Source organism: Patescibacteria group bacterium (assembly GCA_018817085.1).
In the GTDB taxonomy this organism is placed as follows: domain Bacteria; phylum Patescibacteriota; class WWE3; order CG2-30-40-12; family CG2-30-40-12; genus CG2-30-40-12.
In genome coordinates, this window is record JAHIUT010000009.1 from 1 (window position 1) to 16,230 (window position 16,230).

Here is a 16,230-nt window from a genome sequence, read left to right on the forward strand (position 1 = left end):
GTTTGGGTCTATCCCTATTTTGAAAGGGTACGCCCCCTAAAAGAAGTTTAATACTATTTCTTTTTCGCTTTTAATAACTCCTGACCTACTTCTCAACATAAGATTCTACAAACCCGCACTTCTCACAACTGTAAGCGAGAATTTTTGGCTTATTGCTCAAGGTATTAAACCACTTATTGATCTTTTCACTCTGTCCCCAACGAGCTCCAACAACGGCACCTGGAATAAGTATTAAACCTCTCTCCATCCGACCCCCGCATTTTGGACATTTATCAACCACAAATGAACACCTCCTCTTTTTTATTGATGCCCGTACCTAAAAACCTCATTTTCTAGGAGGGCTAATTAATCTATACAAACCAACACCAACCATAACAAGTCCCGATACTAACATAACTATATCGGTAATTTCGGCGCTTCTAATAAAACCCATAACTCCCACTAAAGTTAAGAGTACCCCGACCATTAGCACAAACACAAAGGACGCGGTACTTTTGTTTTTTTTATCTTCGTTCATTAACTGTCACCTCCAATCAGAATCTCTCGCCCAACCAATTTTTATATTTTATACTGCCTCTATTCTATGAAAAATTGCGGGTTTGAGCAAGGTCGTGAATTCGCAATTAGGGATAGACCCAATTTGGGTCTATCCCAGTTTGGGTCTATCCCTATTTTACAGACGGGGTTGAGTCCAATTCCTGCTATAATAGAGGCTATGAAAGAGCTTAAAAAATACTTTTTGAGAACTTATGGTTGCGCGGCAAATGAAAAAGATTCGCAAGATATAAAAAACATATTGGACGACTTGGGTCTTGCCGAAACTAAAAGATTTGATAAAGCAGACATGATACTCCTAAACTCCTGTTCTGTGCGGCAAGCCGCCGAGGACAAAGTTTATGGCGTTGGTCTAAAACTCAAAAAGGGTTCAACCCTTCCGCCAGCTGGCGGAGGGTTGAACCCTAATAGAATTAAACCTTTGGTGATTCTAACCGGTTGTATGGTAGGTAGCGCTACCGGAGAAAGAAAAAGATACGAGCTTTCTTATCTGCAAAAGAAAATCCCTTGGGTTGACTATTTTCTAAACCCCACTCAAACAAAGGAAATTCCCAGCATTTTGTTTAAAGAAGGGCTTATTTCTGCCATTCCTGTGTCCCAAACCATTCCCTTCCCGTTTGACGGCGCAACGTCCGCATATATTAATATCTCAACCGGATGCGATAATTTTTGCAGTTTTTGTGTAGTTCCGTACGCTCGCGGACCCGAAATTAGCCACACCAAAAAAGAAATAGTGGACGAAGTAAAAAAACTTGCAAACAAGGGTTTTTCCGAAATAACGCTTTTGGGGCAAAATGTAAATTCGTGGGGGTTGTCCGCAAAAGAAAAAAGCAAATTGCGAGCAGGCTCTTCCCATAAACTCCCGTTTGCCCAACTTTTAAGAGAAATTCATAAAATTACCGAGGTTAAGAAAATAAGCTTTTTATCCTCAAACCCTTTTGATTTCACGCAAGATTTAATACAAACATTAAAACTTCCCAAAATGTCCCGTTATATCCACATAGCCGTTCAATCGGGAGACGATACGATATTAAAAAAAATGAATCGCAGACATACCGCAAAAGAGTTTATTAACTTAATAAAAGAAATTAGAAAAACCGTTCCTGAAATTGAGATTGGAACAGATTTAATTGTGGGATTTCCGGGCGAAACGGAAGAACAATTTATAAATACCGTAAAAATGTGCCAAAAACTTAAATTTAATGTAGCGTATATTTCAATGTACTCGGAACGACTGGGGACTGTGGCACAAAAATTGTATAAGAACGATGTTCCTCTAAAAGAAAAAAGGAAAAGACACAAATTTTTAATGGGGGTAGTTGCGATGTCCCGTCATTGCGAGGCTTGTCCCGAGCGTAGCGAGGGAACTAGACGAAGCAATCTCAATAAGATTGCTTCTCCCTCGCGAAAGCTCGGGATCGCAATGACGAGGTAGAATATGAATAAAACAATAGTAATTTGCGGACCTACAAGTACCGGAAAAACATCTTTGGCAATAAATTTATGCAAAGCTTTTAACGGCGAAATAATATCCGCAGATTCCCGCCAAATATACAAATATATGGATATAGGAACGGGAAAACTCCCCGTAGATAGACCAAATCCTCAAATAGAAAGGTTTGACGGATTGTGGAAGATATCCAAAATTCCTATTTATATGTACGATGTTGTCTCCCCCGCAAAAACTTATTCTGTATATGACTATTCTAAGAAAGCTAAAAATGAGCTTACAAGTATCCAAAAAAGACAAAAAATACCTTTTATTGTCGGCGGCACAGGTTTTTACATAGATGTTTTAACCGGAAGAAAATCTGTGGCTAATGTACCGCCTAACTTTGCATTAAGAACAGAACTTGAGAAAAACTCTTTGGAAGATCTGCAGAGAACATTAAAAAATCTAAATGAGGAGGAATATAAAAGAGTGGACTTAAAAAACAGAGCGCGTCTAGTACGTTCTATAGAGATACTAAAAAGCAAAAAGTCGTTTTTTGCCGTTCCTCCCCCTAATGAAGAGGAAGTAAAGGTGTTGTTAATAGGGCTTACCGCCCCAAGAACCTATTTATACGAGAAAGCGGATTTGTGGGTAGAAAAAATTGTGGGGAAAGGGCTTATCCTAGAAACCAAGACACTTTTGGATATGGGGTTCTCGGAAACTATTCCAATGAAAGGACTCGTTTATTCTTCCGCAGTTGAGTATTTAGATGAAAAAATAACCATGGAGGAGATGAAACAGAAAATAAAATGGGATATCCACGGATACATAAGACGCCAGCTTACTTGGTTTAACAGAAACCCCGAAATAATGTGGTTTAATATAGCCAAGAAAGGCTTTGACATTGAAGTTTTAAAAACGGTACAATTGTTCTTATATGGCCATTAAAAAACCTTCTGAAAACTACATCTTAATTTCAACAAAAACTATTTTCATGGTCGTGGCAAGCGCGGTACTGTTGTGGCTTTTCGTGCAAATTAAAGAAATACTCCTTTTGATTTTTATTTCCTTAATGCTATCTCTGGCTTTAGCACCCTTTGTGGAGTTTTTGGGCAAGAAGAAAATACCAAGGGGTGTGGCTATTCTCATTATTTACACTGTTGTGCTTTCAATTCTAGCATTAGTTGGGGTAGTGGCCTTGCCCCCAATTATAGTTCAAACTACCCGTTTTATAAATTCTCTTCCTCAGATACTTTCAACCGTAGGCGAAGTTCCCTTTTTAAGCCGGGTTACTACCGACCTCAATAATTTTTTGGCGGAACAATTTATAGGGGCATCCGGTAATGTTATAAAAGTAACCGTGGGGGCTTTTTCTGGAATCGTGTCGGCGTTTTCGCTTATGGTTTTTACCGCCTACCTCCTTTTAGACTTAGACAATTTAAGAGAAACTTTTTTATTTTTTCTTCCCGCAAAACCTAGAAAAGAAACGGCAAAGGTATTAAAAGAAATAGAATATAAACTAGGGGCGTGGCTTAGAGGAGAGTTTATTCTAATGTGTGTTGTAGGTGGGGCAACTTATGTGGGTCTTTTGCTTTTAGGTGTGGAGTACGCCGCTCCCCTTGCTTTAATTTCAGGACTATTGGAAGTGGTTCCTATGATAGGCCCGCTTATTTCCGCCGTGCCCGGTGTAATAGTAGGCTTTTCAATTTCTCCCATAATGGGACTTGGGGTTTTAGGATTATACATTCTAATACAACAGCTGGAAAACAATTTCATTGTCCCAAAAGTTATGCAAAGAACCGTAGGGTTTAACCCTTTAATAACCTTATTGGCGCTTCTAATAGGCGGAAAACTTTTTGGCGTAATCGGCGCTCTTTTGTCGGTGCCCATAACTTTAATCATTGTCATTGTAACAAAACATGTTCTGGAATACGAATAAAACCATTCTAATTCCTTTTGTTCTGGTCACAACCTTTTTGTTTTTTTTACCCCAAAAAGCGCGGGCGTTTTTTACCAAAGAGGTTTTTATAAACAGTAATTTGATATCCGCGGGATATTGGGAAGAATATGATTTCACAACACCATTAAAAGCAGGGGAATCGGTGGGGAAACTGTGGCTTGCCGGCAATTTTAATGTTCTTTACGATAATTTGGCAAAAGACCTTTCTGGAATATACACCAAAGAGGAATTTGTAAACGCCCTTAAAGATTCAAAAATAGCCGGTTTTGAAATAGTGGGAGATACGGTATATACGAACAGCGCTCAAGCTTATGTGGTTATGAAAATAAGGTACGCTGACAATTCTTCGCGAGAATATAAAACCGTTTTTAATTACGAAGACGGGAGCTGGAAACTTTTGGGAACGAAAGAAGTTTAGTTATCCGCCAAAGGAGGTGAATTTAATGACTCATCTTAAATATTTCGGATTGGGGCTTTTTTTGGGCATATTAGTTGTTGGAACAGTAACTGCGGTTAAAGCGTATTTAACAAAAGAGAAAGTTCTTGGAGAAAGTTCTGTAAGCACAGCAACTTTGGACCTTTCCACAACCTCTCAAAGCGCTTTGCTATCTTTTGAGGGGATAACTCCCGGTTTTAGTTCCGGCGAGAAACTTGTAACCCTAAAAAACACCGGAACAGCGGATTTAAAGTACAGGGTGTCTATTGAGCCTACAAATGTTTCGGACAACAATGATTTATACAAAACATTGGAATATAGCTTGTATGAATACGACGATAACGCGCAAAAAACTAAAACTCTAGGTGGGGAGGGGGCATTATTAAAAGATTTGCAAGATATAGAAATAACGCAAACACTAGATTCCGGACAGGAGAAAAAGCTCGGGATTGAAATAAGCCTACCACAGGAGGTTAGTAATGAAATACAGGGCTTGACTACTAACTTTAGAATAATATTCAACGCCATCCAAGAGGATGGGGCGTTTTAGGGAACAAAAAAAGCTCGTAAGCCAGATTCTGTTTAATGGCTAAAATTAATCTATGCTCCACTTTAACCCAATGCCAAGCGGGCTTTTTATGGGTAGTTCGTGGATTGCTGCAGGTGGGATTGCCCGTTTCAGCTCTCGGCGTGTCCGGGACAAGCCCGGGTTTAGCCAAAAGATCGTTTCTGTTGCTCTCAAGTCTTGTTAATTCAAGACCTGTTCCCGATACTTTTCAGTTTCGGAACACCCGCGCTTGCCATAAACCCTACGCGGTTCATGGCCTGCCTTATGGCTTCCTATGAACCCCTTCAGATTCACAACTTGCGTCGGGGCTTGCGCCCCGTCCCTTTGCTTTGCGCAGTCTGGACTTTCCTCTCCGCCAGCCGGCGGAGTATTAGCCCGGCTTCCTTTATTCCACACTCATTATAGCACAAACCACACTATAAGACAATTGTTTTGAATAGGGATGGGTCTATCCCTAATTGAAATTTAATTGTTGAAAAAAGTAAAAAAATTCGTTAATATCCTCTTATGCCGAAAAGAACTTATCAGCCAAAAAAGCGAAAAAGGGTTAGAAAACACGGTTTCTTAAAAAGAAGCTCAACAAAAGCTGGGCGCAATATACTTAAAAGAAGAAGATTAAAAGGTAGAACAAAAACCACAGTTTCTGATGAAAAGAAGCCTAAAAAATAAGTGCTTGCTAAAAAATATCTTTTAAATAAAAAAGAGGTTTTCTTATTAAAACAAAGGGGTAAACCTATTTATAAAACGGATTTTTTTAATGTTATCGCCCTAAAAATTCCCGACGAAAATATTTTAAAATTTACATTTATTATATCAAAAAAAGCAAGCAAAAAGGCGGTTGAAAGAAACCGCGCCAAAAGAATGCTTGCAAAAGCAATACAGGTAAACTTAGGCAAATTTAACAAAGGCTATCATATTGGTTTTTATCTAAACGAAAAAATAATAACTGCGGATTATGAAGAAATTTATAATTTGGTTACTCAAAAAATATCAAAAATATCTCTCCTTTGATACTGGTGTACCAAAAAAATTAATTCCCGCCCTACATATTTGCAGGTTTATTCCCACCTGCTCGCAGTACACTATTGAAGCGGTGGAAAAATATGGTACAGTTAAAGGATTATATTTAGGGTTTAAAAGGATAATTAGGTGCAATCCCTTTAATAAAGGGGGGTTTGACCCGTTAAAACAATGAGTGAAACACGAGCAGTCTTGCCAATAATATCATTTTTTAAAGTGCTTATTTATATACCTATACTTAATGTCTTGGTATTCTTCTACGCCTTTTTTGGGCATAACCTAGCCCTAGCCATTGCCGCCTTAACCGTTTTAATAAGAGCCGTATTAATCCCTGTTACATTGCCCTCTCTCAAAGGCGCGGCAAAACAAAGAGAGCTTGCCCCCCAACTTTCCGCTCTCAAAAAAAAGTATGGGGCCAATAAAACAACTTTAGCCCAAGAACAAATGAAACTTTATAAAGAACACGGGTTTAACCCCGCCGCGGGATGTTTGCCTCAAATAGTTCAACTTCTCCTCCTAATTGTGCTATATCAAGTACTGATTGATATTTTTAGACACAACCCCGCCTACTTTAACGAAATGCTGTATTTTCCATTTCTAAAATTCTCTCAAGCGGATGTTTTTAATACCACATTCTTTTACATAGATTTGGCAAAAAAAGACCCTTATTATGTACTGCCAATACTTGCAGGGCTATCTCAACTAGTATTATCAAAAATAACTATGCCCCAAGCAAAAAAAATGGAAAAGTTGGCGGAAAAAACCCCTGACAAGCAAGACGATGTTATGTATAATATGCAAAAGCAGATGATTTATATGATGCCTATAATGACAGTTTTTATAGGTATCTCTTTGCCATCGGGGTTGGTTCTATACTGGTTTTTAACGACGGTGTTTGGAATTGCGCAACAATGGATACTGAACAAAAGACTATTGAAAAAATAGCCAAGGAGCTATTAAAAAATATGGGGCTTAAAGGCAAGGTTAGTGTTACTGATGACAAGGGACATTTCTTGGTAAACATTGAAGGGGAAAATTTAGGCATTTTAATCGGCTACCACGGCGAAACTTTAAACGCGTTTCAACTTATACTGGGTATGGGCGTATATCGAAAATTAGATAAATGGGTTAAGATTTTAGTGGATGTGGGTAACTATAGGAAAGAAAGGGAAGAGAAACTTGCCGAAATAGCCGGGACTTCCGCCCAAAAAGCGCGATTTTTGCAAAAAAATGTGGAACTGCGTCCAATGAGTCCTTACGAGAGAATGCTTGTTCACTCCGCAGTCTCAAAAATAGAGGGCGTTAAATCGGAAAGCGTTGGGGAGGGGAGAGAACGGCATATAGTTATAAGTCCGTCTTAAAAAGATTATGAAATTCACCGTATTGCATAGCGATTTATTAAAAGGAATAAATGTGGTTAGTAAAGCCGTTTCTTTTAGAGGTTCTTTGCCCATACTAGGCAATATTTTAATACAAAGCGACGCCGGCAGACTAAAACTTTGCGCAACCGACCTTGATAAAAGCATTACCACCTGGGTAGGCGGAAAAATTGATAGCGAAGGGGCAATTACCGTTCCCGCCAAAATCTTGGGCGAATTTGTTTCCAACCTCCCCCCCGCGCAAATTGAAGGTAGCGTAGAAAACTTTTTATTAACTTTAAAATCCCAAAAAGCCGTCGCCGTATTTAATGGAACCTCTGCCGAAGAATTCCCAATCCCTCAAAATTTAGCCAAAGGGGATTTTAATATAAAAATATCCACTAAAGATTTCCAAGAAGCGTTGTCGGAAGTGTATTTTGCCGCAGCAACGGACGAATCAAGACCAATACTAACCGGTGTTTATCTTGCTAAGGCAGGCAAAAATCTAAGTCTAGTTGCCGTGGACGGGTTTAGGCTTTCGGAAAGAACTTTAAAAATAGAAAGTGAAACGGGAGATCCAAAACCAGCCAAAAATGTGGTTATTCCCGCAAGAACTTTGCTTGAAATTTCCCGTCTTGCCCAAGGCACAGCGGACACCCTTACTATAGCCATTGTAGAAACCGAAAACCTGGCGATTTTTGAAAGCGAAGATTTGATTGCCACTACAAGAATTTTGGAAGGGGAGTTTCCCGATTACAAAAAAATAATCCCTAAAGATAAAAAGATTAAAATACAAGTTTCAACGGTGGAACTTTTTAACGCCATTAAAATTGCTAATGTTTTTGCCAAAGATTCCGCTAATGTGGTTAAAATTGCCGTTAAACCGGAAGGGCTATTTGTGTCAAGCGAAACGGCGGAGGTGGGGAGCAATAAAACTTTTGTGGACGCAAAAGTAGAAGGAGAAAAAACCGAAATAATTTTTGACGGCAAATTTTTAAACGATTTTTTAAGCAATGTTAAAAGCGAGGAGCTTATTATAGAAACCGAAGGGGCGGTAAATCCTGTTTTGTTTAAACCTAAAGACCGAACTAATTATATCCATATAATAATGCCCCGCCGCCCGTAACATAACTATTCACAATTACTGACACAAATAGATAGTTGGTATTCTCGTCATTGCGAGGAACGAGCGTAAGCGAATGACGAAGCAATCCCAATGAAATTGCTTCGTCGTCACTTCGTTCCTCCTCGCAATGACGATTCACCTTCTCAATTACCCAAAAAGATAGGAATTTAACCTGTTCCATTTTGGAGCATGTCTCCTCCAGCACCCCGTCCCACCTTGAAGATGGAGAAACAAAACAGGTCGTAACATTGGGTATTACAAACGTCATTTTTTGTATTTTCCCCAAACATTTTCCCTAATAAGATTTAAATAAAGGAGCTAATCCGCATTATTTTAAACCTTTCGTTATGGATTCCTGAAATGTTCTTACCTATGTAAAGTTTAGGTGCTTCGGGATTAACTATAAAGTGAGGTATGCTAGAAAAACCTAATTCCCGCAATTTATTTAGTACACAAACTACATAAAAGTTAACGGCAATATAAAAATGGGGGTCGCTCTGTTTAACTACCTTTTTTATGTCCGAAAATAATAATTCATCACTGTAAACTGTATCGCCGTGAATAATTCTGTGCCTAAGTTTATAAAACTCTTCTGCCCATATCTGGTTTAATGTAAGTTGTCCCTGCGATGTAGCTCCTCCCCAATTAACAATCGGATATGTATATCTTTTGAATTTTAATTTACTTCCCATTGTTGAATATTTCTGAATATTATCCCTAAACTGTGGTCTGCCCGTCTCTCCAAATAATAGTTCAAAAGCCATTATTAAAAGCAAAATTCTAGATTGCCAAGAATGTTCATGGCTATTTCTATAAGTATTGAAGAAGGGATTCAAAGATTGGATAACCTGACTTTTTGATTGATCCTTCGCCGAGTTAATAACACAATTTTCTAATGCTCGGATAACACTATTATTAGGACGAAAGTGCAGGGGGATATTTACATGTTCGGGCTTTATAAAAGCCACCTCGTTAATTTTATAACCCCCAGCTATAATTCTGTGTATAGCACCTCCTTGGGTGGAGATTCCTTCCTCACCAATGTTAAAATGTTGATAGAAGACTTCAAAATTATCGCTAGTTACAAACGCCCATTCCTTGTTTTCTAGCACTCCCGCAAATAAAAGAACATTCTTTAACATCTCTATTTTGGCAATACTGACGCGAATAGGATTTGTAAAGGTTATTTTATCAATAGAAATAACCGCTGGATTTTTAATTGCCCCACCTTTTTGAAACCGATAGCATACTACCAATTTGTTTATATGTTCCATTAAGCCTAAATCTTTTATGAAATCATTTTTCTTTTTGTGATATGCCCAAACTATTAGGGTGTTAAACTTAAAACTACCTTCCAAAGGTAGGTAGGGCATCAAAATTAAGGTTTTATATTTTTGTTTTGGCATAAGCCATTCTTAGCTGTTTTTCGTAATGTTTATAATTACAGATAACCCTTTTCTAAATTCTTAATTTTGTAATAAGGTAATTTGTTCTTGTGAAAATTGTTTTATCCTTTGTTCCGCTAAATCGCAATATTTTTTATCAATGTCATAAGCAACATATTTTCTATTGGTTTTTAATGCCGCTAGGCAGGCAGTACCGCTTCCTGCAAAAGGGTCAAGAACTATCTCATTTTCAAATGTATAAAGCTGTATCACACGATAGGGTAATTCAACTGGAAAAGGGGCAGGATGACCAACTCTTGAAGCTCGTTCTGCAGAAAACTTCCAGACGCTTCTTGTAAATTCTAAAAACTCTTCTTTGGAAATAGTACTTTTTCTTTGATGTGGGTTCCTACGAGTGAAAGTATCCTTACAAAATATCAAAATATATTCACTACTTTTGCAGAAAACCTTATTTATATTTTGTGAGTCAATTGGATTTTCCACATATTCAACATCCTTTCCGTTATTCAACCCCTCATAAAGTTTGCTGTTGTAAAATTTTGAAGCATCGTGGTTAATCCGCCCTGATGTACCAAAAGCGCTGGTTTCCGTTCCATTTTTTCTTTTATCGTAAAAACTTTGATTTTTCATAGTCAATTTATCCTTTTGATTCACGAAGAAGCTCTAAGAATTTCAGCGCTTTCGCCTCATAAGTATTTTCCCTGGCTGCTATTCCAATAAATTCTCCTAATCTCTCCCGTGTTTGCATACTGGAAAAAAACTCCCTTTCTTCTTTTAAAAGATTAAGAGTATTTTGTTTTAATTCTTCATAGTTATCAAATCTGTAAAATCCTTCATAAGGTGTTGATTTTATGTTTTCGCCATTATTGTCTAAAGGATTCGGATTTATTGACCAAAAACTTTGAATGATTCCGTTTTTCTTTAAATGGTCAACCTTTTCGTAATAACTTTTAGTTATAGGTGTATTCCCAATAATAACTATGGGGATTTTCGAAGCGGAGAAATTAGAAACGCGGATATTGATACTTTTGCCAATAGCTTTTAGCATCGTATCTGACCGTAAAAATCCCGGATTGCCTTGATGGGTTTTATAGTCGCCAATACAAGTTAAACCTCTAGTTGTTGGGGTAAATTCCCAATTCCTAACTACAGACATTTTAACTTCAATAATCATTAAAATATTTTCAGGTTTTTGTATAAGCCCCAATTAATGAATTTCTACTTTGTAAAGTTGTCTTTACCCCCTCATAGTTTTTGGGCCAATAAGCTAGGAACTTTCTATCTTTGGTGACATAAAAGAGTTGTTCTGGTGTGGCAAACTCAAGAGATTTAATAAAGAAATCTTTTTCCTGATCCGAATTCCAAAGTGTAATCATATCTTAATTAGAGTAACAAATATATCTTTCCAAAGCAAACTCAAAAATTCCCAGAAAGACAGACAAAGGAGTCTCCTTTTTCAAAGGAAACTCCTTAAAAGACATTAAAACAAATCCAGAAACCAAATAAGGCGACATAGGATGTCGCTACTACCTTTATTGAATACTGGATACCACAGGGGGAACGGGGATATGCGGAGGTTCTTTTGGTCCTTCGCTTGGTTTATTCTCTAAAACGGTAGGTTTTGGAAAATCTCTTTTTACCTCTGGTATAGGTCTCTGCGCAGGCGTATATGTTGGGGGTTGAACTGCTTTAGACAATAGCGGGACGGGAACCGCAGGTTTTTGCGGAACAGGTGGAACAGGTTCACCCCTCATTTTATCCGCTATTCCTTTTTCTTCCTCTCTCATTTTGATTATTTCTTTAGGGTCAGTGGTTATAACTTTATGTTCGTCTTCCGAAGCTATTATTTGCATAGCCACATGGTTATTTCCCGCAAAAAACAGCCCTTCGCCAATCCCCGCCGAAAGAAGAAGCCTCTTTTCGCCCTCGCTTAAATAAAACACCTCCGCAAGCTGGTCAATAGACGCAGGGTGCTGTTTTAACAACACTTGCATAGAAGAGTTAGTCACAATAGTTTTTCCATACCCGCTTTTCAAAAAATCCCCCACATCTTGCGTTATTGTGGTTAAACCTAAATAATATTTTCGGGCGCGTTTTGCTATGGAATATAAAAAGCTTGCCGAGTCTTCGTTTTGCATAAGATACCACGCCTCATCTACAACCAATATCCTCTTTTTTAAGTTGTATTTAATTCTCGTCCAAATAAAATCCAAAATTATATAAATTGCCACCGGACGCAAAATATCTTCAAGCTCTCTTACCGAAAAGGCGGTAAAGGAACTTTTAATATTTACCGTAGACCTCTGGTCAAAAACTCCCATTAAAGAACCCTTAACATACCTTTCCAACCGTTCTGAAATACTTTTCGCTTCCGTTTCTTCCATACCCAAAAGCACTTTGTACAAATCCTCTAAAATGGGGGGTTCGTTTTTATGCGTTTGCGGGTCTTGCGTTATGCCCTTTATTTTATAAGTCATCATCAAAGCCCTATCCAAAATAGCTTCTTCGGTGGCGCTCATATTTCCAAGCATTATTTTAAAAAGCGTATGCAAGGTAAGTATCTTTAAACCTAGCTGGTTCTCCTCGTCCCCACCCTCGTAGGGCGGCAAATCAAATGGGTTTATTTTGGCAGAACTACCAACAGAAAAGCTAATATAGTCCCCGCCTAAAGTTTTTGAGAGCTTTTCATATTCCGCCTCGGGGTCTATAACTATTATGTCCGTTCCAAACAAAATGGAACGCATCGCTTCCAGCTTAACAAAATAACTTTTTCCAGCGCCGCTTTTTGCAAAAATAACCGAATTGGCATTCTCCAAGGTAAAGCGGTCAAATATAACCAGAGAACCATTATGCTTGTTTACCCCATACAAAATCCCTTCGTTGGCTGTAAGTTCGCTTGAGGTAAAAGGAAAAGTTGTGGCTACACTAGTGGTATCCATATTTCGCGTTATCAACAATTTGTCAATGCAAGTTGGGATTGTTGATTGAAAAGCCTCTTCCATTTGCAAAGTACACATTTTGGATATAAGCATTAAAGAGCCCAATGTAGCCTCCACCTTTCTTGTTACGCTATTTAATTCTTCCAAAGAATCGGCAGGAATAGTTATATAAAAGGAAAACTGGAAAAATCTTTCAATACCTTTAACCAATTGCTCTTGCAAAGATTTAGCGTCTTCCAAAGCCGCTGTAACTCCGGGATCCACAATCCTGCCTCTTTCGGTATCTGCATTTAAAGTGGCTTCCATTTCCGCTATTTTTCTTCGCAAATCGTCCAACACTCCCCGCGCTTCCACTGGATAGTAAAACATTGAAATTTCCAGCGAATGGTCGTAATTTATTACCGGCGCAAGCCAGTTTGCGCCAACAAACCGCGGATACCCAGAAACAAACAATGTCCTAAAATATTTTTCCCCCACCTTAATAAAATTAAAGTCCACCTCAATGGCGCTTGGCGCTATAATATCCCTTACCGTTAGCATCCCCGCAGATAGTTTATCAAAAGTTTTGGCTGTTTCTTTAATACTGCTTTTTTTGTTCATTCTAATTTTGGTTCAACTAATGTTGTGGTGTAATCCGAAATGTTCTGCCTAACTTTCTGAAACCGCGCGCTGCCTGGATTATATATATCATAAAAAAGGCTTGCTAGTTCTTCCGTAGTCATTTGCCGCGCTTTTATATTCATTCGCGTAAACTCTTTGATTAAATGGTCTCTTTTAGGTTCCAGCTGAACTTTAGCCGCATTTAAAACACCCCCAACATCCACATGAGTTTTCTTTTTGGTGTTTGCGCCAAGGAGACTGTATATCCACGAAAAAGGGGAGCTCCCGGGGGTTACGGAAATAGTGTTGTATGGAATAACCACATAAAAGTTTTTGTCCAAAGCCTCATTTTTTGTAACCAACTCCTCCACAAATTTTATATACTTTTTAGTTTGGTCTTTTAATTTAGGTTCCTGTTGCGAGCTTTCAACCTTTCGCACATTTTCAATGTATTTTGAAATATCCATTTTCTTGCTACGAACTATAATTTGAATAGGAAAAGACAAAGAGTTTAGCATAGAACTAAAAGCCGCTATAGCCGCATCCTGTTCCCTAACAGATAAAAGGTCAAAATTTACAGCCGTTGTTTGCAAAACCATAGCCGCCCCGCCATTTTTTAAAACAAGGGTGCTGTCTTTTATATCTTCTATATCCAAATGTTCTTGTGTTGAGGCAAGTATTTTCGTCATTTGTTAATCGCCAAAAACTCCAACGCTTTTAACGGTTTGCCTTCTAAAGTTATATCCATTATAGCAAAAGAATTCTCATTGTTTAGCACTTCTATTTTATAAGAACCGTTAGAAAGCGGGGTGGCGCCTATAAACTGCCCTAACTGGTTGGTTTTTAAAGCTCTAATAGGAATATCGTTATCGTCCCTTATTATAAGAGTGGCGTTCTCCAGCAAATGCCCCTGTTTATCTTTTACCGTTCCCCAAATAACATTAGGAGCAGTCCCCGCTTCCTCTTTCTTTTTCTTACTCGCAATATCCCCCTGCCCTTTAACCACAACCTCGCTTAATTTCTTAACCATCTCCGCATTCTCCATAACCCCTTGCGGAGGTTTGGGGGTATCCACAACCTTTGTTTGTATCGTTTCTTCCACCAAATTCTTTCTCCCCTCCAAATCTTTAATCTTTTGCGCGTAAGAGGAGACCTGCGTTTTATAGGTCTCTTTGGTTTTATCCAATCCCTGCATCTGCTTTTTTAAACTATCTATCTCTCCTGACAAGTTTTTGTTTTCCTTTTTTAACACCGCTACTATTTCGCGCAGTTCGTTTTCTTTTGCCTGCGTGTCCTCTGTATCTCCCAAAATTAACTCATGCGCGGGAAGAACCGCCCCTTCGGGAGAAAATTTCTCCTCCGCTCTTCTCAAAACTTTTCTTAACTCCTCTACTTGCTTTAAAATATCCTGCGTGTGCTTAGAAGAATCTTCCAAATCACTTTTAGGGGCTAAAATAGCTTTTATTGGTCTTGTCCGTTTGGGAAGCACAATTTCACCCTCTAAAGGAATGTGTTTTAAAGTTCTTCCTACAGCGGTTTCCATAGCTTCAAACCGTTTTTGAATTTCAAGAGGTTTTTGAATTTCTTTTTTCGGCAAATCCTCCTCCAAAGAAACAGCTGTTTTGGGGGGAGCTATAGTTGTAACGGAACTTTTTAAATGGGCGGGAACTTCCACATCAAAATTAATCCTTTTTAAAAACGCCTCTTCCTTCGTATCCCTTAAAAAGTCTGGGGGGGTTTTTGGTCCTTCAAAATAGTCGGTTATAGCCCGCCTACTTCTTGCCGGAGCCAAAGCCACCACTTCCCTCTTTAAAGATTCGGCATAATCCGCCAAAAAGTGTTCCGAAATACCTTGCGTTTTTCGCCAAACCCTCTGGGTAGGCATTGTTACACTTTTTATAAAATTTTTAATCCATTGGTCTAAACCGCGGTCCCCAAAAGGCACAAACGCAAGCGCTAAACTGCCAAAACCCCCAAAGAAAATTAAACCCCATTTCCACAAAAAATTAATCTTTGAAATAAAGGCTAAATACACCGTTATACCCCCCATTACCAAATACATAAACTGGCGGACAGTAAGGTCCCCCACAAGTTTAAACTCAACACTCATAATATTTTGGGGAACAGGGTGTTGACGGTGAGCTGTTTGTTCTTCGTTTATAGGCATTGGTTATATTTTATCAAATAGTACCGCGAGATGGTAGGCGCATTTTTAATTCCAAAAGAAGGTATGTTACCAAAACAAAAAGGCTTATAAGGACCGCATTAACTAGAGTATAAATATCAAAGACCAAAAGAGCTTTAACGGCAAGAAGTAAGAACAGCCCCAAAAAAACTCGGCGAAAAAACTTTCTAAAGATTTTGTTTGATGTATTAAATTTCTTATATTTTTTGTGAGAAATCAAAAAAAAGATTAAAGATAAAAGCAAAGACAAGAACAAATGCAAAGCGCCGAAAAAAAGCAAAAGGGACAATGGTTTTTGTGGGGGTACAAAAAGGAATAAATACAGCAAAAAAAGCAAGTTTCCGAAAAGTATTAAAAAGAGGGTATAAATAAACCTCGGCATACCTCTATTCTACCTTTTTTTTCAATTAGGGATAGACCCGATTCGGGTCTATCCCTATTTTAAAACCCCTATTTTAAATAAAAAGATATTAGCCACAAGCGCCGGTTAATTCTGTAATTTCAATGCTTTTTAAGATGTTTTGAAACCACTCGTCATCTTTAGCTCTATTACTTATACTTATGATAAGAGCGTTTTTACCTTTAGGAATGACAATACCTGAACCAGAGCCAGAATCGCCGATGGGACCTGCTTCAATTATTAAA

At 38.3% G+C, this 16,230-nt stretch carries 19 protein-coding genes and 1 pseudogene; 11 read left to right on the top strand and 9 right to left on the bottom strand.

Features of this window, described 5'->3' with window-relative positions; genetic code table 11:
* Positions 1-325: 325 nt before the first annotated feature.
* A complete protein-coding gene (locus KJ678_00675) occupies positions 326-517 on the bottom strand; it encodes a hypothetical protein (protein ID MBU1016665.1) in 192 nt (63 codons plus the stop codon).
* A gap of 198 nt (positions 518-715) precedes the next feature.
* Here KJ678_00675 and KJ678_00680 point away from each other — a divergent pair, with 198 nt between their 5' ends.
* The 11 genes from KJ678_00680 (at position 716) to dnaN (ending at position 8,455) form a co-directional block, all read left to right on the top strand.
* Positions 716-1,990, top strand: coding sequence for a MiaB/RimO family radical SAM methylthiotransferase (locus KJ678_00680; protein ID MBU1016666.1), 1,275 nt, complete (start codon positions 716-718; stop codon positions 1,988-1,990).
* Positions 1,991-1,993: 3 nt separating this feature from the next.
* A complete protein-coding gene (miaA, locus tag KJ678_00685) occupies positions 1,994-2,935 on the top strand; it encodes a tRNA (adenosine(37)-N6)-dimethylallyltransferase MiaA (GenBank protein ID MBU1016667.1) in 942 nt (313 codons plus the stop codon).
* Complete coding sequence (locus KJ678_00690) at positions 2,925-3,926, top strand: AI-2E family transporter (GenBank protein MBU1016668.1); 1,002 nt, start codon at positions 2,925-2,927, stop codon at positions 3,924-3,926. The genes miaA and KJ678_00690 overlap by 11 nt, the downstream gene beginning before the upstream one ends.
* Positions 3,907-4,365 (top strand): hypothetical protein, encoded by a 459-nt coding sequence (locus KJ678_00695; GenBank protein MBU1016669.1) that lies wholly within the window; start codon positions 3,907-3,909, stop codon positions 4,363-4,365. The genes KJ678_00690 and KJ678_00695 overlap by 20 nt, the downstream gene beginning before the upstream one ends.
* A 25-nt stretch (positions 4,366-4,390) precedes the next feature.
* Positions 4,391-4,933 carry a hypothetical protein gene (locus KJ678_00700; GenBank protein ID MBU1016670.1) on the top strand — a complete coding sequence of 181 codons (543 nt, stop codon included), beginning with the start codon at positions 4,391-4,393 and terminating at the stop codon, positions 4,931-4,933.
* Positions 4,934-5,458: 525 nt separating this feature from the next.
* Positions 5,459-5,620 carry a 50S ribosomal protein L34 gene (gene rpmH / locus KJ678_00705; protein ID MBU1016671.1) on the top strand — a complete coding sequence of 54 codons (162 nt, stop codon included), beginning with the start codon at positions 5,459-5,461 and terminating at the stop codon, positions 5,618-5,620.
* Entirely contained in the window at positions 5,621-5,962 is a 342-nt protein-coding gene (locus tag KJ678_00710; GenBank protein ID MBU1016672.1) for a ribonuclease P protein component, read from the top strand.
* A complete protein-coding gene (gene yidD, locus KJ678_00715; protein ID MBU1016673.1) occupies positions 5,907-6,146 on the top strand; it encodes a membrane protein insertion efficiency factor YidD in 240 nt (79 codons plus the stop codon). Before KJ678_00710 ends, yidD begins: the two co-directional genes overlap by 56 nt.
* Positions 6,143-6,916, top strand: coding sequence for a YidC/Oxa1 family membrane protein insertase (locus KJ678_00720; protein MBU1016674.1), 774 nt, complete (start codon positions 6,143-6,145; stop codon positions 6,914-6,916). The genes yidD and KJ678_00720 overlap by 4 nt, the downstream gene beginning before the upstream one ends.
* Positions 6,883-7,332: a KH domain-containing protein gene (locus tag KJ678_00725; protein ID MBU1016675.1), complete on the top strand. Its 450-nt coding sequence runs from the start codon at positions 6,883-6,885 to the stop codon at positions 7,330-7,332. Before KJ678_00720 ends, KJ678_00725 begins: the two co-directional genes overlap by 34 nt.
* Before the next feature lie 7 nt (positions 7,333-7,339).
* Positions 7,340-8,455 (top strand): DNA polymerase III subunit beta, encoded by a 1,116-nt coding sequence (dnaN, locus tag KJ678_00730; protein ID MBU1016676.1) that lies wholly within the window; start codon positions 7,340-7,342, stop codon positions 8,453-8,455.
* Here the strand turns inward: dnaN and KJ678_00735 are convergent.
* The 8 genes and pseudogenes from KJ678_00735 to KJ678_00770 all read right to left on the bottom strand — a co-directional run bounded on the left by KJ678_00735 (position 8,418) and on the right by KJ678_00770 (position 15,967).
* On the bottom strand, positions 8,418-8,636 hold the full coding sequence (locus KJ678_00735) for a hypothetical protein (GenBank protein ID MBU1016677.1): 219 nt from the start codon (positions 8,634-8,636) through the stop codon (positions 8,418-8,420). The two genes, dnaN and KJ678_00735, sit on opposite strands and share 38 nt — an antisense overlap.
* A gap of 124 nt (positions 8,637-8,760) precedes the next feature.
* The gene (locus tag KJ678_00740; GenBank protein MBU1016678.1) at positions 8,761-9,861 is read right to left on the bottom strand and encodes a hypothetical protein; all 1,101 of its coding nucleotides are present in this window, start codon (positions 9,859-9,861) and stop codon (positions 8,761-8,763) included.
* Positions 9,862-9,921: 60 nt separating this feature from the next.
* Positions 9,922-10,491 carry a site-specific DNA-methyltransferase gene (locus KJ678_00745; protein ID MBU1016679.1) on the bottom strand — a complete coding sequence of 190 codons (570 nt, stop codon included), beginning with the start codon at positions 10,489-10,491 and terminating at the stop codon, positions 9,922-9,924.
* 7 nt (positions 10,492-10,498) lie between these two features.
* Positions 10,499-11,237, bottom strand: a pseudogene (locus KJ678_00750) (hypothetical protein).
* A gap of 156 nt (positions 11,238-11,393) precedes the next feature.
* Positions 11,394-13,400: an ATP-binding protein gene (locus tag KJ678_00755; GenBank protein ID MBU1016680.1), complete on the bottom strand. Its 2,007-nt coding sequence runs from the start codon at positions 13,398-13,400 to the stop codon at positions 11,394-11,396.
* Positions 13,397-14,089 (bottom strand): hypothetical protein, encoded by a 693-nt coding sequence (locus KJ678_00760; GenBank protein MBU1016681.1) that lies wholly within the window; start codon positions 14,087-14,089, stop codon positions 13,397-13,399. Before KJ678_00760 ends, KJ678_00755 begins: the two co-directional genes overlap by 4 nt.
* A complete protein-coding gene (locus tag KJ678_00765; GenBank protein MBU1016682.1) occupies positions 14,086-15,567 on the bottom strand; it encodes a PrgI family protein in 1,482 nt (493 codons plus the stop codon). Before KJ678_00765 ends, KJ678_00760 begins: the two co-directional genes overlap by 4 nt.
* Before the next feature lie 13 nt (positions 15,568-15,580).
* Entirely contained in the window at positions 15,581-15,967 is a 387-nt protein-coding gene (locus KJ678_00770; GenBank protein MBU1016683.1) for a hypothetical protein, read from the bottom strand.
* Positions 15,968-16,230: the final 263 nt, after the last annotated feature.